Annotated in this window: 21 protein-coding genes and 2 pseudogenes; 2 read left to right on the forward strand and 21 right to left on the reverse strand. The window is 32.4% G+C overall.

Annotation, left to right across the window (positions count from 1 at the left end; translation table 11 throughout):
* Positions 1-28: 28 nt before the first annotated feature.
* The 7 genes and pseudogenes from HZR23_RS02755 to HZR23_RS02790 all read right to left on the reverse strand — a co-directional run bounded on the left by HZR23_RS02755 (position 29) and on the right by HZR23_RS02790 (position 8,016).
* Positions 29-499: a metallophosphoesterase family protein gene (locus HZR23_RS02755; RefSeq protein WP_132848026.1), complete on the reverse strand. Its 471-nt coding sequence runs from the start codon at positions 497-499 to the stop codon at positions 29-31.
* A 1-nt stretch (position 500) separates the two neighbouring features.
* A pseudogene (rph, locus tag HZR23_RS17975) lies at positions 501-1,899 on the reverse strand (ribonuclease PH).
* Between the two features lie 300 nt (positions 1,900-2,199).
* Entirely contained in the window at positions 2,200-3,192 is a 993-nt protein-coding gene (locus HZR23_RS02770) for a GerMN domain-containing protein (protein WP_243098182.1), read from the reverse strand.
* 72 nt (positions 3,193-3,264) lie between these two features.
* Entirely contained in the window at positions 3,265-3,786 is a 522-nt protein-coding gene (locus HZR23_RS02775; RefSeq protein ID WP_132848023.1) for a DUF2179 domain-containing protein, read from the reverse strand.
* A gap of 108 nt (positions 3,787-3,894) precedes the next feature.
* Positions 3,895-6,225, reverse strand: coding sequence for an N-acetylmuramoyl-L-alanine amidase (locus HZR23_RS02780; protein ID WP_132848022.1), 2,331 nt, complete (start codon positions 6,223-6,225; stop codon positions 3,895-3,897).
* Between the two features lie 172 nt (positions 6,226-6,397).
* Positions 6,398-7,381, reverse strand: coding sequence for an AIR synthase family protein (locus HZR23_RS02785; RefSeq protein WP_132848021.1), 984 nt, complete (start codon positions 7,379-7,381; stop codon positions 6,398-6,400).
* A 50-nt stretch (positions 7,382-7,431) separates the two neighbouring features.
* Positions 7,432-8,016 (reverse strand): hypothetical protein, encoded by a 585-nt coding sequence (locus HZR23_RS02790; protein WP_132848020.1) that lies wholly within the window; start codon positions 8,014-8,016, stop codon positions 7,432-7,434.
* 89 nt (positions 8,017-8,105) lie between these two features.
* Here HZR23_RS02790 and HZR23_RS02795 point away from each other — a divergent pair, with 89 nt between their 5' ends.
* A complete protein-coding gene (locus HZR23_RS02795) occupies positions 8,106-8,258 on the forward strand; it encodes a hypothetical protein (protein WP_165913645.1) in 153 nt (50 codons plus the stop codon).
* A 21-nt stretch (positions 8,259-8,279) separates the two neighbouring features.
* Here the strand turns inward: HZR23_RS02795 and HZR23_RS02800 are convergent, their stop codons facing one another.
* From HZR23_RS02800 to HZR23_RS02815, 4 genes are read right to left on the reverse strand one after another with little or no spacing between them, the layout of a single operon-like run.
* A complete protein-coding gene (locus HZR23_RS02800) occupies positions 8,280-9,293 on the reverse strand; it encodes a lysylphosphatidylglycerol synthase transmembrane domain-containing protein (RefSeq protein ID WP_165913644.1) in 1,014 nt (337 codons plus the stop codon).
* A complete protein-coding gene (locus HZR23_RS02805) occupies positions 9,217-9,864 on the reverse strand; it encodes a nicotianamine synthase family protein (RefSeq protein WP_132848018.1) in 648 nt (215 codons plus the stop codon). Before HZR23_RS02805 ends, HZR23_RS02800 begins: the two co-directional genes overlap by 77 nt.
* Positions 9,865-9,885: 21 nt before the next feature.
* Positions 9,886-11,649 carry a ferrous iron transporter B gene (locus tag HZR23_RS02810; RefSeq protein WP_132848017.1) on the reverse strand — a complete coding sequence of 588 codons (1,764 nt, stop codon included), beginning with the start codon at positions 11,647-11,649 and terminating at the stop codon, positions 9,886-9,888.
* Positions 11,650-11,865, reverse strand: a complete 216-nt coding sequence (locus tag HZR23_RS02815) for a FeoA family protein (RefSeq protein ID WP_132848016.1) — start codon at positions 11,863-11,865, stop codon at positions 11,650-11,652. It abuts the gene before it with no gap.
* 199 nt (positions 11,866-12,064) lie between these two features.
* Between HZR23_RS02815 and HZR23_RS02820 the strand changes: the two genes are divergently transcribed.
* Positions 12,065-12,457, forward strand: coding sequence for a rubrerythrin family protein (locus HZR23_RS02820; protein WP_243098181.1), 393 nt, complete (start codon positions 12,065-12,067; stop codon positions 12,455-12,457).
* Here the strand turns inward: HZR23_RS02820 and HZR23_RS02825 are convergent.
* The 10 genes and pseudogenes from HZR23_RS02825 to pheA all read right to left on the reverse strand — a co-directional run bounded on the left by HZR23_RS02825 (position 12,431) and on the right by pheA (position 22,044).
* Positions 12,431-13,108: a TIGR01906 family membrane protein gene (locus tag HZR23_RS02825; RefSeq protein WP_132848014.1), complete on the reverse strand. Its 678-nt coding sequence runs from the start codon at positions 13,106-13,108 to the stop codon at positions 12,431-12,433. The genes HZR23_RS02820 and HZR23_RS02825 overlap by 27 nt on opposite strands.
* 108 nt (positions 13,109-13,216) lie before the next feature.
* On the reverse strand, positions 13,217-13,342 hold the full coding sequence (locus HZR23_RS18175) for a hypothetical protein (RefSeq protein WP_330571399.1): 126 nt from the start codon (positions 13,340-13,342) through the stop codon (positions 13,217-13,219).
* Between the two features lie 60 nt (positions 13,343-13,402).
* A pseudogene (locus HZR23_RS18180) lies at positions 13,403-13,683 on the reverse strand (manganese catalase family protein); the annotation flags it as partial.
* Positions 13,684-13,730: 47 nt separating this feature from the next.
* Entirely contained in the window at positions 13,731-13,859 is a 129-nt protein-coding gene (locus HZR23_RS18185; protein ID WP_330571397.1) for a hypothetical protein, read from the reverse strand.
* An 85-nt stretch (positions 13,860-13,944) separates the two neighbouring features.
* Entirely contained in the window at positions 13,945-15,927 is a 1,983-nt protein-coding gene (gene ligA, locus HZR23_RS02835) for an NAD-dependent DNA ligase LigA (protein WP_132848013.1), read from the reverse strand.
* Between the two features lie 12 nt (positions 15,928-15,939).
* A complete protein-coding gene (gene pcrA / locus HZR23_RS02840) occupies positions 15,940-18,123 on the reverse strand; it encodes a DNA helicase PcrA (RefSeq protein ID WP_132848012.1) in 2,184 nt (727 codons plus the stop codon).
* A gap of 111 nt (positions 18,124-18,234) precedes the next feature.
* Entirely contained in the window at positions 18,235-19,011 is a 777-nt protein-coding gene (locus HZR23_RS02845; protein WP_132848011.1) for a chorismate mutase, read from the reverse strand.
* A 4-nt stretch (positions 19,012-19,015) separates the two neighbouring features.
* The gene (gene aroB, locus HZR23_RS02850; protein WP_132848010.1) at positions 19,016-20,071 is read right to left on the reverse strand and encodes a 3-dehydroquinate synthase; all 1,056 of its coding nucleotides are present in this window, start codon (positions 20,069-20,071) and stop codon (positions 19,016-19,018) included.
* Positions 20,047-21,192, reverse strand: coding sequence for a chorismate synthase (gene aroC / locus HZR23_RS02855; RefSeq protein ID WP_132848009.1), 1,146 nt, complete (start codon positions 21,190-21,192; stop codon positions 20,047-20,049). The genes aroB and aroC overlap by 25 nt, the downstream gene beginning before the upstream one ends.
* A 27-nt stretch (positions 21,193-21,219) precedes the next feature.
* Positions 21,220-22,044 carry a prephenate dehydratase gene (pheA, locus tag HZR23_RS02860; protein WP_132848008.1) on the reverse strand — a complete coding sequence of 275 codons (825 nt, stop codon included), beginning with the start codon at positions 22,042-22,044 and terminating at the stop codon, positions 21,220-21,222.
* Positions 22,045-22,051 lie beyond the last annotated feature (7 nt).

Here is a 22,051-nt window from a genome sequence, read left to right on the forward strand (position 1 = left end):
GTAGTAGGTTGTCAACCCCAGTAATCATTTAAACTTCAATATGTTTAATGGAAATTCTTTCATTTATTTCAATAATTGCTACACTTTTTTTTGAGAACCCTCTCGGGAAAGCTAGGCTTCCCGGGTTCAATAAATGAATACTATCTACTTGCTCATAGTATGGTATGTGCGTATGCCCAAATACAATAATATGGGCATTTGCATTCTTACCTCTATGTAATATCATCTTTAAAGAACTCTTAACTCCATAGTTATGCCCATGACATATAAGGATATTATAATTATTTGCAGTATACAATATTTCTTCTTCCCCAGCGTTATAGGGATCACAGTTACCTCTTACCCCTATTACTGGTATATTATGCTTTCTAGTTATATACAGTGCATCCTTAAGCATATCTCCCGTATGTATAATTATATTGACATTATTTAGTTTTTTTATACATCTATCTATATCCTTAACTTGCTCATGGCTATCACCTAATATACCTATTCGCATGTTAAATCCTCTCAAGATAGACTTTTAATGAAGACTTTAGTTCATTTAATGCATTAGCCCTATGGCTAATTTTATTCTTGATTTCAGCAGGTATTTCCCCAAAGGTTTTGTTATATTCTGGTACGATAAACAATGGGTCATATCCAAAGCCACCATTACCTGTTGGCTCAAACCCAATACTACCCTCGCAAGTACCTCTAGTAATTATACTTTCCCCATTTGGAAATACCATAGCAATTGCACAAATAAATCTCCCAGTTCTAAGATCTTCAGGAACATTAGCTATAAGATTCAGAAGTTTTTCGTTATTTTGAGCATCAGTTGCATTTTCTCCAGCAAACCTTGCAGAGTATATGCCTGGGGCTTTGTTTATTGCATCTACCTCTAGGCCTGAATCATCAGCAATAGAAGCATAGCCAGTTTTATTCATAACCGTTTTTGCTTTTATCATTGCATTCTCTTCAAAGGTACTACCATCTTCTATTATTTCAAGGCCACCTAAACCTACTTCAGACATAGATTTTATATCAAATTGAAAATCCGATAAAATTTCCTTTATTTCATCGAGCTTATGAGTATTACTAGTTGCAATGACCACAATTTCCCTTTCCATAATTAGCCTCCAACATTTCTTCTAGGTTTTTTCCAACTTTATTTGCAATTTCTCCTAATGCATTTTTTTGTAGCTCTATTAATTCTTTATTTCCTTTTTCTGCAAGCCTTAATAGCTCCATTAAACTAGCTTTTGAGAAAGGTGCCTCTTCTCCTGTGCCTTGTACTTCAATAAACTCCTCTGCATCCGTCATAACAACATTCATATCTACAATAGCCTTTGAATCCTCCTCATAACAAAGATCAAGCATCGCCATATCGTTTACGATTCCTACACTAATTGCAGATACAAAATTTTTAATAGGAAAATGCTTAAATCCTTCCTTTTCCTGTAATTTATTAATAGCATCTACTAAAGCAACAAATGCTCCAGTAATAGATGCAGTTCTTGTCCCACCATCTGCTTGTATTACATCACAATCAATCCAAATTGTTCTTTCCCCCATACTACTGAAATCTACTACAGCCCTAAGTGCTCGTCCAATTAATCTCTGAATCTCTTGTGTTCTTCCATCAACTTTTCCTCGACTCGAATCTCTAACTTTTCTTGTTTGAGTTGAGCTAGGTAGCATAGAATATTCTGCTGTTAACCATCCTTTTCCTGAGTTTCTCATAAAAGGTGGTACCTTATCCTCTATTGTCGCGGTACAAATAACTTTAGTCTCTCCCATTTCAATCAAAACAGAACCCTCTGAATGCTTTGTAAAGTTTCTAGTAAATTTCACAGGTCTAATTTGATCATATTGTCTACCATCATATCTATTGTTCAATGTAATCGCCCTTTCCATATTTAAATATTACTTTTGTCAACTACTCATAACTCAAGTCCTCTTTCACTATTATGGTAATAGTACCCATAATCAATGAAAAAAGCAATGCTTTTTTATTAAAAACTAGACTTTTCCCCTGCATGACTGAAGTCATGGGTAGCCAGTCCCTGTAGATGAAATTTTATCCTAATATTCGAATTATTGCTATACTTTTTTTAGTTTTCCTAAACATAAGTAAAAAATACAAAAAAGTGATTACTGCAGACAAAAAATTTGTACTAATTAATAAAGGATAGGAGATTTACTCCTATCCAAATTTTAATGGCTATTTGAATATCTAGGTATATTTAGACTTACACTTTTATCTAACTCTATTTCACGCCCTCCAGATAGTAACCTTACTTGACTTATAGACGGCTCTATTTCCTTAAGAGTTAGACCTACTTCGTACACAATTGATTGTTGTGTCTCGCTGTTTTGAGGCACCCTTTTAATCTCTTCCGAGAAATCCACATAGGCGATACCATCTTTTACATATATATCATTTATATTAGTTCCTGCTGGTATCTCACTAAATAAGCCACTACCCTCTGGAGCCCCTTCTAATAAAGCATTTAGCACAGATTTAACATCAGCTTTGATTACAGCTATTCCTTTAGTAACGGGTACATAAAATGAATTTTCACCATTTACTGTCCCTTTATAATATACAATTACAGGTATATGTTCTTTTGATAATTCATAGCTAAGATTAATTTTTTCTCTTTCTAGAGGATTCTTAATTTTAGTTCCATATTTTAATTTATCTACTAATTGTCCATTTACTAAAATTTGAACACGATCGATAGACTCAAATTCCGTGAGAGTATATACTAAAGAACTTACTATGCTCTTTTCATCTGACTCATTGGAATAGTCTAAAATCCCTTTATTAAAGTCTACTTTACATAAACCCTCATTTATAGACATACCAAGTATATTTGTACTAGCAGGTAATACGGGCAATAGTCCAAAGGATGATAAATAATCTCTTATGGCTGGACTATCTATTAGTTGGTTTATTGCTGACTTAGCAATACCTTCTTCCCAAGGAATTCTTCTCATCACAGGTACTAATAATCCCTTATTATCTCTATAGTAAAGCACCGTACTCCTTAATCCTGCTTCCTCTTCTTCTAATAGCTCTTTATCTGTAAACACCCCTGCATCGGCTGGCTTTCCAGTTAATTTAGCAATAGGATCTCCACAGGCTGAAATTAGCATGGTTATTAATAATATAACACATATTAGCATTATTGGTTTACGTCGCACGTTTAATATCCCCCCTTATACATCTATTTATATAATTATATTAATGATGTATAGGGGCTATTCATAATATGTCTACTTTCTTTTAGCTGGATTAAAATATCCTCCACGAATCGACCTAGCATCTGTTATTGTGATAAATGCTTTACTATCGAACTCGTCTAAAATTGCATATATTCTGCGAACATCTTTTCTTTTAATTGTTATGTATATTAAATGGTGTATTCCATCCCTTCCATAGCCTTCCATTACTGTTACACCAAAACCTTCTTCTCTAAATCTATCAACAATTGGCTGTGCGCTATGATGTGTAATAATTTGAATAATATTATTTCCTAGAGCTAATTTGTCTTCTACAAAAACTCCCAAGAAATTACCTGAGGCAAAGCCTAGGGCATAAACAAATATATTAATAGGATTATCCAAGCCACTTAAAACCCTTCCTATGGCTAAAATATATATAGTTACTTCGACAAAACCAATACAGGCAGCTTGTATCCTTTTTCCTTTGACAACCATAAGCATTCTAACTGTTGCCATACTTACATCAGTTACTCTTGCAAAAAATATAAATAAATATCCAAATAATAAATCCATTAAAACACCCTTTCGGCTTAATTTGTTTACGTACAATTATATTTTACAAAATATGTAGAAATTATAAAAGTCAAAGACCATAATTAATTATGGTCTTTGCATTTATTGTTATTCAAAGTATTTAATTATGGCATTAAACATAGCTTCCGCAGATTTTTGTCTATAATCGTCTGTTGCTAATCTTGCCTCTTCTATTGGATTTGTTAAGTATCCAAGCTCGCATAATACAGCAGGCATCTTTGTCTCTCTTAGTACAACAATATTCTCTCTAGCAAAAATACCTCTATTATTTCCTATGAGTGACTTTAACATCTCATTTTGGAATATTTGTGCTAATGATTTATTATCTCTAAAATCCATTGGATTCTTTTCACTAGGATAATAGTGGGTTTCTATACCATTTACATCTGGTCTTGTAAAGGCATTGGCATGTACACTTACAAATAAATCTGCATTTAACATATTTGCAATATCAGCTCTTTCTTGTAGCCCAACTGTTGTATCCCCAACACGAGTCATATATGTTTGGAAACCTGCGTTCAGTAACATATTATTTAGTCTATGTGAAACGTCTAAAACTATATGGCTCTCAAATAATCTTAAGTTAGGTGACACAGCCCCTGGTTGTGTTCCCCCATGACCAGGGTCAATTACTATAAGTATATCACTATACTTTGTGGCACTTCTATTAAATTGAATTGTAAATTCTTTTGTGTTTAATGGAGATAAAATTATATGCTCTATTCTGTTTTTTAGCTTAATCTCTACTCTAAATTGATCACTTAAGTCTGCTATATTGATATGCTGAATATACGAGTCATTAATTGATGTTAGTGTAGGAGCTAGATTAATGTCATTTTTAGGTACGAAAATAGATAAAATATTTGAAAACTGATCATAATTAGTTGTGTAATTAGTTGTTTGGTTTGCATTTAAAGTTAATGTCGAATTACTTGTACCAGTTTCCCTATAAATAACTGCTTGGTTTGCTTTTTCTAAATAAATTGCAAGACTATTTTTACTGATTTCAAAAGTAAAGTCTTTTGTATCCACATTTTCACTTAAATCTATTACCACTCTAGCTACCTTATCTGTATTAGCATAGTTCTGTTCCGGTTGGAATTGTGATACTCTCACTACTTTTGCGACTCTACCATTAAAATTCATTGTATTAGAATTAAGTAGTGAGGTTGCTACTTCAGTATTCTTAATATCAATAACTAATCTCTTCGGAAATTCCAAAGTAGTCACATTTATATCATCAATACTTAATCCATCAATAGATAATACCTCTCTATTTTGAACATAATTTAAATTAATCGAATTTAAAGTCCCATATGTTCTATCTTGTCCCCTATTTATCGGAGGAGCATCGGTTAAATTAAAGCTGATTACCATTTCTTTATTTACTTCATCATAAAAAACTCTGTAATTAGCAAATGTATTTACTTCTAATACAATTCTAGTTTTAAATGGGTTAACTTCAAATTGAGAAGCCCGAACCCTTCTTACAATTTCATTATTTATATCTATTGCCATAGTATTATTTGAAAGCAACTTGCTTTTATTAGTTATGTCAAATTTAGCATTATCAAAATCGAATACTAATCTATCTGGTGTTACTGATTTATCAGTTGAAGGTAGATTTGTCACTTTATGAGTTAATGCATTTGTAGTTTTTAACCTAATTTCAGGTTTATTATCTCTTACAAGCACTACTACATCACTTATTGTCTCATTTGCACTTTTAATTGCAAATCTAGTGAAATCAGGTTGTGTAGTAAATGTACTACCGCCATTTTTAATCCCAGGAACATTTCCTATTTGGATAGGATAAAAAGTTCCTCGGTAATTTACTCCACCTCTTTGGGCAACAAGATTATTAATCCTTTGTATAAATACAACCGCATCTTGACGTGTTAAGCTACTATTTACTCCATATGTACTATAGTTTCTTAGATTTGGATTTGTTCCTGCCGAAAACTCGTTATCATACATAAACTCCACAGCTTGCTCTAAGTTTAAGTTAAATCCAAAAGCTGCAGCTATTGTTCTTGCTACATCTCCACGATTAATAGCATTACTTCTTACATTAGCACTATTTAACCCTTTAAATGGCAATAATAAGTCCTGTGCTACTCTGTAGGCTGGATCTGCCCAATGTTCATTCCCCTTTGCTACTGGAACTTGTCCTAAACTAACATATCTTGTTAATATAATAGTCCAGTGGGCCTCCTGCATTTCTACTCTAGGGCGGAAAGTATTATTTTCATAGCCAGCTATTATATTGTTATTTACAGCCCAATTTACAGCATTTTTAGCATAATCCGCGATGTCCTTATTGTCTGCAAACTTCGTATTTGTAGTATTTGAAAAAGAAGTAACTATACTTGCAAATAAAAAGCTTATAGTCAGTATTAGTGCAATAATTTTTTTCATGTTGCCTCCCCCTAGTAAAATAGTTAATTTAGTAGTAATATTAGATATCCTTTAATAGTGCTAATTTAGAGTATATAACAAATGAACTACTACTTCTATAACTTATTTATAACTTAAGTGGAGTTTTATGTCAACGAATGTAGAGAATTGTTAAGAAGATGTAATATCGTTGTCATATTACTTTATATAATTCATCCTCAGTGTTTGATTCAAACTTTTTCGACATATTATTAGAAATTACTATCCTTTCAGATTCCAGTATTTTGCCAACTTCCCTTATATTTATATCATAATTATGAAAAACTTTTATTAGGTCTTCTTTCTTCTCCTGAGAAATAGTCATTAGCATTACACCACTAGAAATTAACTTCAAAGGGTCAATAGATAAGGCCCTACATATTTCTATAGTTTCCAGTCTTATTGGTATCTTATCTTCGTATACTTCTATGCCCAGTCCTGATGCCTCTGCTAACTCCCATAATGCACCTAGCACTCCACCTTCTGTAACATCATGCATACTTGATACTCCGAGTTTACCTGCAAGGACCCCTTCTTTAACCACACTAATTTCCGATGAAAAAGCTTTTCCTCTATTGATAACTTCCTCACTTACTAGCTTTATTAATCTATCCTCTAAATCGTGGGCTAATATGGAAGTACCCTCAATACCTGCATGCTTTGTCATAAGCACTGCATCACCAATTTGTGCACCTTTAGTAAATACCATTTCTTCTTTTAACTGCCTTCCAATTGCGGTTGTGGTTACAACAATTTTATTCACAGCATCAGTAATTTCCGTATGGCCCCCAACTATTTCAACATTTAAAGAGGCTGCAGTTTGATTTGCGTCTTTTATAATATCAGCTATTTCTTTTTCAGTTGTACCCGGTGGTGCTAATATAGTTAAAAGTATAGCCAATGGGGCTACACCATTTGATGCCACGTCATTACAAGATATATGTATACTTAAACTCCCTACATTGTTGGATGCACCAGTTATTGGGTCCATACTTACAACACAGGCGTATTTATCGAAATCAATTACTGCACAGTCTTCTCCAATATTACCTCTCATTAAAACCTCAGGTCTTTGATGCTTAATATTTTTAAATACGATATCTTTTAACTGCTGAGCTTGTAGTTTTCCTGCTTTCATCCCTTTACTTCCCCCCAATTTATATAATCGTATTATACCATAATTATAATCTATCTAGCGAAAATTGTTGTCCATTGTTCTAATGTTAATACTCTATGATCCGAAACAATAAATAGCAGTTTAATATCCTCCGGTGGAATAGGATGAAAAATTAGCACTTCTCCATCATAACCATCAATTAGATCCTTTCTTTCCTTTAAATTATCCGTAAAACTTAAGGATGAAGCCCAATATTCCTTTATTAAGTCAGTCCCTTTTTTGTTTAAGTACTCTTTTACGGACTCAAAACCTCTAATATCTTTGAGAACAAATGGTTCATATATTTGGTTTGCCCGGCTTTCATTTGCCACCCAACATCTCTCAGGATTAACTTTTATGGCTAAAACTACCGTATGAGAATGAAATCCCGGATTATCTCTATAATTCATTGAAGCAAATATAGCCTTCTTTCTTTCTACCCACTCTGGTATATAATCTGGTCTACGCTCGTCAATAAACCTATGGAAATCAATATATTTTTCCATATATGATACTTTATCATCATATCTTATTCCATCATTTAATATTTTATTTAAATCATTTATTGGCGCTATGTGATATATATAACCTGTTTTTGTGTAATCATCGAAAAACATATAATCTCCTCTCTAAATGAAATATTTACATAGTATTGTTAAGGCTTTGTTTAAACATAATATTGATATAAAAGAAGGAGGCGGACTTTATGATAGCCATTCATTGTACTCAATCATGTTTGTATGAAAATGAAGGACAATGTACGTTAACTCATGTTACTTCCGTTACTAATTCTACTAATAATATTTGTGCCTATTATAAAGAAAAAAATAAGCCTGAGAGGAAACCTCTCAAGCAATAGTATTTTTCATTCATTAGTTTATTATGTGGTTTTATATAACCACTTTTTAAACTCTTTTCTATCAATAATATTAATCAAATAGTATATTGCTAAATACGTAATGCTTACAATACACACAAACCAAAAAGTTACAAACCTTAAAATAACAGTAAATGCAATTCCTTCTACCATCGGAACCTGCATTATACTCAACAAAAATACCATGCTTCCCTCAAATGCCCCTAGTCCCCCGGGAAGTAATGGAATCATACCAGCCATATATGATAAAAAAGTAAAAGCAGATATAGTAATTACACTTAATTGTAAATCAAGCATATTTGCGATGATAGTACTTTTTATAGCATAAAATGACCAAATTACTATAGAGAAAAATATTTGAAAAAATAAACCTTTTTTATTTTTCGTAAACAAGTTAAATGTAATATTAAACTGATTAATACCCTTTTCTATTTTAAACTTTATGCTATCCTTAATAGATAGCCTTTTAATTATTCTTAATGTACTGTTACTAAAAATTACTGTGAACAACACCATAGCAAAAATTGAAAGCAATATAACAAACACAACAATAATATAGTTAAAATACTCGTTATAGTATATTTTATTTATTGTTAGTAAAATCGATATAAAGCTTAGTACTAAAAATGCAAAGAAACTAACTATTTTTTGTATAGTTACTAAAGCAATGGCATTAGCAGTAGTGAATCCTAAATCTGATTTTAATAAGTATACTTTAACAGCCTCTCCACCAGCCTTTACAGAAGGGGTTATACTCTCTACAAAGGTTGAGATAGTGTTAATATGTATTAGCTTACCTATAGGCATTTTCTGACCTATTTCTTTAGAGATAGTAAACCACTGAATATTTATTAGTACCATAGTTATTACTTGTAAAAAACAAACTATAGCTAAGTTTACTATTCCAAAATTCTTTAAATGAATCTTTAATTCAGAAAAATCAGCAAGCCTTAATATCCCTAATATCATTATGAGCCCTATCAGAGATAGTATTATCCTTTTTAATCTTGACTTCATCTTCATTTCCTCTTCCTAATTTAGTAATAAGGAAAGTTCTCTTCTCTGAATATTTTCCTTGTTTTATCTCTTTGCAGTCTGTTGCTAAGCACAAATTACAATTTCTATTATAAAAGCTATCTAATCCGCGAGCCCTACTTCTTAAAAGTATCCTAGTTCCTATCTTAGTCTTTTTTAACAAATTAACTAAAACTGCTTCCTTAGGGTATACTTGTTGAGCAACATGGATAACCGAATAGTCTTCTGTATCCACCTCTTGACCTTGAGTACATGTAATACATATTTGCTTTTCTAAATTTAATTTTTTAATTAAATTACAAGCAGAATTTACAGCCACAGGGTCCTTATCCACTATATGGATTTTAGCTTTTGTTTTTCTGGCAATCTCTATTGCTGTACAAGGGAATGGCCCCCCACCTATAACTAGAACCCTGTCATTTTCCGAAATACATCCAAGACTAATTTCTTCATCTACAATTTTTTCATAGTACCATTTATAGAAACCAATTAGTCCAGGAAAAAAAGACGATAATATTTCTAATTTTTTAGTAAATACCGATACTAAATCCATTTTTATCACACCTTCGTTACTTTAAACTATTATACTTAATAAACTTCCCACATGATTAATTAAGCCACCAATTAAAAATGCCCCTACTACAGTTGTTATTCCTATAATTACTGCTATTTTAACTCCAAATTCTTTAAATAGCACAGCAAGAACTGATAAACATGGAATATAGAATAATGCTACTGTAGATCCAACTACTAGCTGCAGGGTTGTAAGGTTTAACTCTAAAAGTGGTAAAACTGCTAACTCTCTTCTAATAACCCCAAGTAAAAGTCCTACAGTAGCCTCTTTTGGAAGGCCTAACCACCCAGTAGTTATCGGAGCAATATATACACTTAATTTATTTAAAACACCTGTTTCCGCAACAAAAGCCGCAAATAGAATACCAAATAACATAGGCAGCTCTGCTTCAGTCATAAAATGCTTGGTTCTAATCCAAATCTTCTTTAGTAACGAATGTCTATCCGGTAATAATAAGTTAGGTATTTCTAATAACATCGGATCTGATTTCCCTGGTATAAGCTTGTTTAAAATTAAACCTGCAGCAACCATAGCTACGAAAGAAATCATATATACAAATATTAATGCCCATACAGAATGATCTCCAAGTAAAGATATAAAAGCACCAGTTTGTGCTACACAAGGAACTGCTAATGAAACTAATGATGCTACAATAAGTCTTTCCTTTTTACTAGTAGACGCTCTAGTTCCTAAAATTGCTGGTACCGCACATCCATATCCCATAATAAATGGAACAATATTGCCCCCATGTATTCCTAATCTAGTAAGAACACCGTCCACTAAAACCCCTAATCTTGGAAGATATCCGCTATCCTCAAGGAATGAAAGGACAATATAGAATAAAAATACATACGGTAGAATTAATCCAAAGGGCCACTCAAATCCTTTAATTAAAACTCCATATTCTCCAACTAAAACATTAAAAACTATACCTTCAGTAACAAATCTAGAAACTATAGAAGTGAAAAAAGGAGCTATTACATTATTTACAATCGGAAGAAAAATTAAAGTACGTAGTCCTTTACCACCACCTACCACAACTGCAAGTGCAGTTATTAAAACCAATATAGCTATTGGTATGCCAGGGAAAGGCTTTAGACATAGGTCTCCCAATTTTTCAATCGCAGTTGGATGTCTATGCTCAACGTTTTGAACTTTTTGAATTATTCTTCCAACTTTTTTCCATCTTTCATCTGGATCTAAAACAATTTCAACTTCTACTTCATTTTCTGAGTTTGAAACTTCCCAAGCCTTTGATAAGAGTTCGTTCAACCCTACATTTCGAATTGCCACAGTTGGAATAACCGGGGCTCCTAATTCTTTTTCGAGCTTTTCTATATCAATATAAACCCCTTTTCTTTCAGCAACATCAATTAAGTTTAAAGAATATATTGTCCGAATCCCATAAGTCTTTAACTGCAAAGCAAAGTTAAGGTTTCTCTCTAAATTTGTTGCATCTAACACGCAAATTATTACATCCGCATCATATTCCTCTAAAAACTTAATGGCTACTTCCTCTGCAGGTGAAGTAGCCTCTAAAGAGTAGGTGCCTGGTACATCTATAATTTGACCAGGCTTACCGTTGTGACTTATTTTACCTGACATAAAAGTTACTGTAGTCCCAACGTAATTTGATGATAAAACTTCTTTACCAGTCAATTTAGAAAAAATTACACTTTTTCCAACGTTAGGATTACCCATTAATAATACGTTTAATTCTCCCTTTTCATTATGTACCTTTACTTCATCTGAATGACAACTCAACTAATAAACCTCCTTAACCTGAATGTGCTCTGCAACATCCTTTGCAATAGCAATATCTCTTAAGCCTAGGTCAATAACAATTGGCCCACCTAATGGTTGTTTGGATTTTACTGAAACTACAATTCCTTCCCTTACGCCAAGAGAAGTTAATAATCCACCCATTGGTAATTTCTCAATTATACATTTACTATTTGTTTTTAATTTATATAGTAGCATAAAATCACCCCTTAATTGAAAATAATTATCATTTTATACTAGAATTTTATCACAATTAACTTTAAAAATCAATATATTCTATGCCAAAAACACGGAAAATAGTATGTAAAAATTTAAAAATGTTTATATTTATATAGAAAAAACAGTATATATTCTCTATAATATATATATACATATATATAAATGGGGGAATTAAATTATGCTTAGGGGGACTCAAACTGAAAAAAATCTTTGGCTTGCCTTCGCCGGTGAAAGTCAGGCACAAAATAAATATGCCTATTTCGCTGAAATGGCAAAAAGAGAAGGACGAGAAGATGTTGCTAAGGTTTTTATGGAGAATTCAAAGCAAGAGCAAGAGCATGCTAGGCTAATATTTCAATTTCTGAATGAAAAAAATAATACTGAGACTAATTTAAAAATCTCAGCACAAAGTGAAAACTATGAAGCCAATACTATGTATGAGGAATATGAGCGTGTAGCCCTACAGGAGGGATTGGAAGATATCGCGAAGTTTTTCAGAGAAATTGCAAAGATCGAGGCCGAGCATGAAAGAAAATTTTTAGCCTTACTCAAAAACTTTTCTAGTAAATAAATAATATGTTGAACATAGCCCTAGGATTGTTAATGGTATAAAAAACATGAGGGCTATTTTTATTGCAGTATTATAGAAAAATGGTTCAGGTAGAATTTGTACCAAAATCTCTGTGTTTGGGTCTAGCATCCATAAATCATTACTAAAAAACACGTAATGGAATTTATCAAAGTATTTTGTAAAATCACTTTTAATGCATATATAAAGCCCTAACATTAATCCATAATTACATATACTTGTGCATAATAAGGTTTTACTTATATTTTTACTCCATAGACTATCATATCTTAATATAAATGTGATCCCAAAGATAAGTATACTTAAGGAAAGAAGTTTTACTCTTCTCCCTAATACAAATAAATTTTTAACGTCTTTCATATGTTCTAACTCTCTTTCGGAAAAAACTTCCCTAATTTCGTTATTCCATAGGGCTTCTATTTTTAAACTGTCTAAGTCATTACTTAAATAAGATATTATTTGTAAAGTTATATACTCTAAATTTGATTCGTCAATTACCACTGTTTCAAAAATATTGTTTCTTTCATATTGTTTCATAAAGTGATTTGTATTGAATGTAACTAATTCCATTGCTGTAAGTAGTAGAAACAGAGAGAGAGACAGTCCTAAAACTACATATTTTATTTTCTTCATTTTTTTCCTCCTTGTCACCTTATTAAATCCTATTTATTATTAACATTTTTAGTAAAAAAAAATAATAAACCATACTATAGCATGGCTTATTACTTTGTACATTCAGTATTAATTAGATTTATTAGGATTATTAAAGCTTGGTGGGTTCGGATTTGGTGCATTAAAGTGTTTACCTGGAGAAGATAGATCAAAATATAGTTTTGAATACGCAGTTACTCCAAAGTCCCTATTCAAACCAGTATCTTCAATTTTATTTAGTGCTTCTCTAAATAAAGCATTATGTGCTTCTTCTCTATTTAGTAGGAAGTCTATCGTTTCCTTAACATATCTATCATCAATTTGTCTATATAAATACTCATATACTACCTTTGCTCTTTGCTCAGCTGCAATATTGATAACAGGTCTGCAACTAAATCCCCTGTCACATTTATATAGTTTGCTGTGAATGGAGCACCTGATGCATTCACCAGCATTTGTGCCAGACGACTTAGAACATGATTTTCAATTTCTCCTGATGCGACACCTTCAACATTCAAATCATGTCCATTTAATAGATTAATTGTTTGAGCTACCATTTCGCTCCAATATCCATAAATAAATCTTTAATCCCTGGTTTTTAGTTCTAAAGCTTTGAGACAAGTATTGTAATGCCGCCTTTAGCTCTCAGTTTGCTATCGTAATAGTGCTGCATATGAGGGTTGGGTCTTTCAACTCTTACTTCTCTTAGACGTTCCTTATTGTGTTTGAACATTAACATTCCTCTGTATTTAAATACACTCTCTTAAAATACAGCATATATAGTTAGACTATTTTTGCTGTATTTCAATAATTTTTTTCTACTTAATCATATTTATAAACTCTTCCTCAGTCAAAATCTTTAACTCAGTCTCCACACCAGAATTTAGAATTTCATTAGCTTTGTCGAGCTTGGAACCTGCATCTTCTCCTGCAATAACATAATCAGTCTTTTTACTCACACTTCCTGATACATTTGCCCCAAGGCCTTCTAATAACTCCTTAATTTCTTTCCTCGAATATTGAGTTAAAGTACCAGTAACTACTACGGTTTTACCTGATAATAAATTATTAGTTTCCATCTTTTTATTAAATATAGGCTTAACACCTTTATATAAAAGCTTATTGATTATATCCTGAACTTTATTGTCTTTAAAGAACTCTATAATACTTTGAGCTACAATCCCACCAATATCAGGAATACCTATTAATTCCTCGTAAGTAGCCTTACTTATATTATCAAGTGTTTGAAAATTATTGGCCAAATCCGATGCAGTTTTTCTACCAACATTAGGTATTCCAAGAGCATAAACAAAGGCATCTAATTTACAGTCCTTACTTTTCTCGATAGCATGAAGTAAGTTCTGTGCTTTCTTTTCACCAAATCTGTCTAATTTAATCAAATCATCAAAAGTTAATTCATATAAATCAGAAATATCTTTCATTCCCAACTCTTCATATAATTGCTCTGCTGTTTTCTCACTAAACCCTTCAATATCCATAGCATCTCTACTAGAATAATGTACAATTGAAGACACTAGCTGTGGTTTACAGGATAATGTATTCGGACAAAAAACATTAGGTCCCTTATCAATTACTTCACTTCCACAGGCAGGACAGAATGTAGGTTTTTCTATTTCTATACCCTCATTACAGTCGTCAACGATTCCCATAATTTCAGGTATTACATCGTTCGATCTTCTTAGCCATACATTGCACCCTATTTTCACTTTTTTACGTTGTATGTCATCCCAATTATTAAGTGTAGCCCTTGAAACCGTAACACCCCCAATATCAACAGGGTCAAGCTCAGCAGATGGAGTAATCTTACCGGTTCTACCAACCTGCCAGATTACATTCTTAAGTTCAGTAGTCACTTCTTGAGCCTCAAACTTAAATGCTATAGCCCATCTTGGAAACTTTTGTGTATATCCAAGCTGCTTTCTTAATTCTATATCATTTACTTTAATAACTAACCCGTCCGTTAAATAGTCTAAATCCTTAACCGTTTCCTTTAGTGCATCAACCTCTTCTATTACTTCTTCAATATTTTTACATAGCTTTATATAATTGTTTACTGGAAAACTATTATCTTTTAAAAACTCTATCATTTCCATATGAGTTTTAAACTCGATTTCTTCATAGAATCCAACATTATAGCAATAGGCGCTTAGATTTCTTTTTGCTGTAACCTTTGGATTTAAATTTCTTAACGCCCCGGCAGCAGCATTTCTTGCATTTTTTAAGGGTTCATCTGCAGTTTGGTTGTAGTTTTCCAGAACTGACAATTTCATAATACCTTCACCTTGAACCTCAATCCGGCCTTTATGATTTATCAGTAATGGTATTGTTTTAATGGTCTTAACCTGTTCTAAAATTGATTCACCAACTGCTCCATTTCCTCTAGTAGCCCCTTGAACTAACTCCCCCTCTTCATAAGTCAAGTTAATAGTTAATCCATCAAATTTGTATTCTACAACATACTCAATATCAAAAGAACTGCCTAATAGCTTTTTCACCCTGTTATCCCATGTCGTTAAATCTTCATAGGTTTTTGCCTTATCTAAACTCCATAATGACATCAAATGAGTATGCTGAGTAAAACTTTTTAGTATTTCTCCCCCTACCCTAAGGGTTGGAGAGTTTTTTAATACAGTACCAGTTTCATTCTCTAAAACCACAAGTTCATCATATAATTTATCATATTCACTATCACTAATAACTGGATTATCCATGACATAGTAGGAATAATTATACTTATTTAGCTTTTCAACTAATTCCTTCATTCTTTCGCGCTTATCCATCAGTGCACCTCTCTATTCAACAATTGCTAAATTTACAAATGCAGTATCTATCTTTTTAAGTCCCATACCATCAAAGGCGATAGTAGCAACAGTTTTTTCTAATAAAACAATGGTTCCAATTCCAAACTTCGGATGTTTTACTTTTGTACCTGCTTTAATAGAAGTATTAGAACTTGCAGTCTCCTTGTTACTAGTAAAATTAGTAGTATGATGCAATTGGCCTTTGAAAACAGGCGAGAATTGCATATCCCTAACCCCTTGCTTTCTATTGTATGTTGGTTTGTTTCTATCTATTAGTTCAGCAGGAATTTCATCAATGAATCGAGAGATTTCATGAAAACTTGTTCTACCATATAATGTTCTCATTTTAGTATGGGTCATATATAATCTTTCCATTGCTCTAGTTATGCCCACATAACATAATCTTCTTTCCTCTTCTTCATTATTTTCTCTCAATGACATTGGTGAAGGGAAAATTCCTTCTTCCATACCAGGCATAAATACTATTGGAAACTCAAGACCTTTAGCACTATGCATTGTCATTAACACAACAGCATTATCCTCTTCACTTAAATGATCAGTAGCAGACTCTAATGAAGTTTTTGCTAGAAAATCTTCCAAAGTTTTAGTTTCTGAGTTTTTATCATAATCTAATGTTAAGGATTTAAACTCCTCTAAGTTTTCTATACGACCTAAGGCCTCTACCGTATTTTCAGCCTTTAGAGAATCAATATACCCTGTTTTTGAATAAACTTCTTCAGTTAATTCAGTAACTGAAAGACTATCCTTTTTCTTTTGTAAGTCCACCATTAAAAATGCAAATTGCATAACCTTTTCTCTTTGGGCTGAGCTTAATCCAACAACTTTATCCGCCTTTAATAATGACTCAAAGAAGCTAATTTCATTTTCTTCTGCAAATTGCTCTAACTTTTCAATAGCCTTTGCTCCAATACCTCTTTTAGGTACGTTTATAACCCTATTGATACTTACATCATCAATTGCATTTTCAATAATATTTAAGTATGCTAAAATGTCCTTAATTTCTTTTCTAGAGTAAAAGGGTGTACCCCCATAAATTTTATATGGTATTCCTTCCTTCATAAGGGCATTCTCTAAAACCCTGGATTGCGCATTAGTTCTATAAAGAATAGAGCAGTCAGAATAAATTTTATTTTCTTTCCTTATAATACTCTCAATTGATTGGGCTATATATCTTGCCTCATCATGTTCATTATCAGCACAATAGTAGCCAATAACAGTTCCTTCTTCATTGCTTGTCCATAATTTCTTACTTTTTCTACCCATATTTTTAGCTACAACACAATTAGCAGCTTCAAGAATATTTTTAGTAGATCTATAATTTTCCTCAAGTTTAACTACCTTTGCCTTAGGAAAATCCATTTCGAATCCTAAAATATTTCTAATATCAGCCCCACGCCATCCGTAAATTGATTGGTCATCATCACCAACTACACATAGATTTTGATGTTTTTTGGCTAATAGATTTACTAATCTATACTGACCCATATTTGTATCCTGAAATTCATCAACTAGTATATATTTAAACTGATTTTGATAAAAGGATAAAACCAAAGGAAATTGTTCAAATAAAATAACTGTCTTCATAATAAGGTCATCAAAATCTAAAGCATTATTTTTTTTGAGCCTTTTTTGATACATTTCATACACTTTTCCTATCTTTTCAGTTCTAAAATCATCAGCAGACTTTAAAAACTCCTCAGGAGTTATTAGCTTATCCTTTGCACTACCAATAACAGATAGTATATTTTTAGGATCATAATCCTTATCGCTCATGTTTAACTTTTTTAAACAGTCTTTAACAACAACTTGCTGGTCTGTAGTATCATATATTACAAAGTTTTTTCCATACCCTAACTTTTCGATTTCCATTCTTAAAATCCTTACACAGGCTGAGTGAAAAGTACTAACCCAAAGGCTTCTATAGTTATATCCAAGAAGGGAATTTAACCTTTCTTTCATCTCTTTAGCTGCTTTATTTGTAAAGGTTATGGCTAGTATATTGTCTGGAGAAATACCTTTTTCATTTATTAAATATGCAATTCTATGGGTTAAAACTCTAGTTTTGCCTGAACCTGCCCCTGCTAAAACTAATAGGGGTCCCTCAGTATGTAGAACTGCTTCTTTTTGCTCTTTATTTAAATGATCTAAATTCATTTTTAACTTCCTTTCAAATCCCTAATATTTTTCTATATATATGTTACCTTATTTATACGGGTTTAGCAATGAGACAGTAGGGACGGTTCTTTTTGACTCAAAGAAAAAGAGTCAAAAAGAACCGTCCCTTTGACTCACAATTTCCATACATATATCTTCAATACTTTTATTATCAGTATTAACTATAATATCTGCACAATCCATATATAATTTTCTTCTTTTTTCCAGTAACTCTTTAATTTCATCTTCCGATTTTGATTTTAATAGAGGCCTACTACTATCTTGCTTCAATCTAGTATATATAGTCTCCGGTTTAGCAGTTAGCAGAAAAACTTTTCCATTCTTTTTTAAGCTTAAAATATTATTGTTATTTAAAACTATTCCACCACCACAGGATATAACAGAGGAGCTCTTTGCCTCTAGTTCTATAACACATTTACTTTCTAGTTCTCTAAAGTATTGCTCGCCCTTACTTTCAAAAATACTTCCGATAGACATTCCTTGGCTTTTTTCTATGGTTTCATCTATATCTATATATTCCATAGCTAGCATCGAGGCTAATTGCTTCCCTACAGAGGTTTTACCTGTACCCATAAACCCAACTAATACAATATTGTTAGGAAAAAGAAGCTTAGTTTGAACACCTTTGCTTATTCTCATAATCTCAACAAACAATTTCTGAACAGGATCAATAAACTCTTTGTTATTTACCTCATCAGCTACTTTATTTAAAACCTCCTGCTCTCTATTTAAATGAAGTATTGGTATACCTAATTCTTTTTTCACATTTGCAACATCAATGACTAAATTTAATCTCTTTTCAAATAAAGTTACAATTTCCTTATCAATTGAATTTATCTGATCTCTAATATCATCTAGGTTTTTCAAAAAATCACTCCTTATCCCAGGTTATTTCTTCCTTAGACAAAAGCAACTCATTTACCTTCCCTGGTTCGTATGGGAGAATAAATGAAATCTTATCCTTAAGATTCTTTTTATCATTAGACATTATATCTATTAAAGTATTTTTATCAAATCTATTAATATCTGGATTTATATTAGTTTTTTCTAATACCTTAACTATTTCTTCAAAATACTCATTATTTATTAGTCCCATTATTAATGCCATTTTAGCCTCATAGTACATCCCAACAATAACTGCTTCTCCGTGAGTATAATCCTCATATTTAGTTATAGATTCTAAAGCATGACCAATTGTGTGACCGAAGTTTAGTATTTTTCTAAGATCATCTTCCCTTTCATCCTTTGAAACAATATACGCCTTTATTTCACAGCATTTTTTGATTACATACTTTATAACATCATCTTCAAGGGACAATATGTTTCTATAATTTTCATCTACATAGTTTAGAAATTGATAATCATAAATTACTCCGTATTTAATTACCTCTGCAATTCCACTAATCAATTCTCTGTTAGACAGAGTTTTCAGTACGTTTAAATCTATAACTACTGCCTTAGGCTGACTAAATGTTCCTACTACGTTTTTTGCCTGTGGCATATTAACACCCGTTTTACCACCTACACTACTATCAATTTGTGCTAACAATGTTGTAGGAACCTGAATCCATTCCATACCACGCATATATATGGATGCACAAAAACCTGCTAAATCTCCAACAACTCCTCCACCTAAAGCTATTAGTTTGGATTTTCTAGTTAATTGGTTGTCTAACATAAATGACATTATCTCTGTAACCGTTACTATATTTTTTGAAGACTCCCCAGGGGGAATTACATATTTGAAAACCTCTTTTCCGTTAAAGGCTTTCATAACTTCCTCTCCGTAAATTCGGTCAACATTTTCATCAGTTATTATTACCCATTTATCAGCGTGGCCCGTATAATTAAGAATAGAGCTTAGTAGATTTTCTCCTATATTAATCCAATAGCTTTTCTTACCTAAATTAATATATAGTCTTTCCATCTCTTCTCAATCTCCCTTTTATTATCTCCGCCAAATTTTTTCAAAAATTCCTCAGCTATAACAGTAATCGCAACCATTTCTCCTACAACTGAGGCCGCTGGAACAGCACATGTGTCACTTCGCTCTATAGATGCACTCACTGTCTCTTTTGTTATAATATCAACTGTTTTAAGAGGTTGATATAATGTTGGAATTGGTTTCATACCACATCTAACTACAATGTTTTCACCATTTGACATTCCACCCTCTATTCCACCTGCATTATTAGTTGTTCTATAATAATTCTTATTCTGTTCATCATAATATATTTCATCATGCACTAAAGATCCGCTTGTTACAGCACTTTCAAATCCCCAACCTATTTCTACTCCTTTAATTGCTTGAATACTCATTAAAGCATAGCTTAGCTTCGCATCAAGTTTTCTATCCCATTGAACGTAGCTTCCTAAACCTACCGGTACTCCAGTTACATGTATATCAAAGATTCCTCCTACTGAATCTCCTTGTTCCTTTGCTTTTCGTATTTCTTCAATCATTAAAGCCTCTTTGTCTTTAATTATACATCTTACCTCTGAAGAATCGGCTTTCTTTATTTCATTTATATCTGTTACTTTTTCGTCAAGCTTTACAGACCCGATAGCAGAAACATGACTATAGACCTCTATATTAAAATTACTCATTATTTGCTTTAGTATGCTACCTGCAGCTACCCTTACAGCAGTTTCTCTCGCACTACTTCTTTCTAGAACATTTCTTACATCGTCAAAATCATATTTTATTACTCCTGATAAATCTGCATGGCCTGGTCTAGCCTTAGTAACACTTCTTTCTACTCTATCAACTTCAGTAGGATTCATAAACTGTTCCCAATTTTCATAGTCCTTATTGACAATCATAAATGAAATAGGGCTTCCTAGGGTTAGTCCCCCCCTCACACCAGATAGAATTTCTATTCTATCCGTCTCTATTTGCATTCTTCCACCTCTACCATATCCTCTTTGCCGCCTTGCTAAATCCTTATTCACTTCTTCAATATTTATTTCAAAATTTGCCGGACATCCTTCAATTATTCCAATTAAACATTTACCATGGGATTCCCCAGCTGTCATAACCCTTAGCATTCCGATCACCTACCTATTTTATTTATACTATTTAATTTCACCTATGGCGTAAGATCCAAAAACTTTTAAATAGCTAATATATTTCTCGATCATACCTAACACTTCGCTTACTTTATGTTCCATTACATGACCTAAAAGATCAATATAAAACACATATTTACCCATTTCAGCCTTTGCAGGCCTTGATTCTATCCTAGTTAAATTAATTTCGTTTTTTGCAAATATTTCTAAAACCTTAAATAAGCTACCCGGTGAATCATCCCTTAGAGAAAATGCAATAGAAGTCTTATCATTCCCTGTTGGCTTAGCTTTTTCATTACCTATAACTATAAATCTAGTCTGATTAAATTCATTGTCCTGTAATTCGGATAATATTACATTTAATTTATTTAGTTCTCCAGCCTGCCTGTTAGCAATAGCCCCATATTCTTTCCCCTTCTCCTTCGCAATAAAACATGCTTCGGATGAGCTACTACAATTAATTAGCTGAATATGAGGATAATTGTCCTTTAAAAATTGTCTGCACTGTTGTAATGCCTGGGAATGGGACAATATATATTTAATATCCTCAATTCTATCTCCAACTCCTAATAATAGGTGTTTTACAGTAATAGTGATTTCACCAACTATTGTAGACTTTTTTGTTTTTAATAATGCGTCCATAACTAAGGTAACAGCCCCCTCAGTAGAATTTTCTATTGGCAATATTGCATAGTTAAGTTCACCATTTTCAACCCCATCAAAAACATCGTAGAAATCTGACTTAGCAACTAGCTCGCTACTATCATCATACAGTTTAGCTGCAATATAACTATAGGACCCTTCTGGGCCTAAATAACCTAGTCTATTCATAGTGTCC

It is taken from the genome of Serpentinicella alkaliphila, from assembly GCF_018141405.1.
GTDB lineage: Bacteria > Bacillota > Clostridia > Peptostreptococcales > Natronincolaceae > Serpentinicella > Serpentinicella alkaliphila.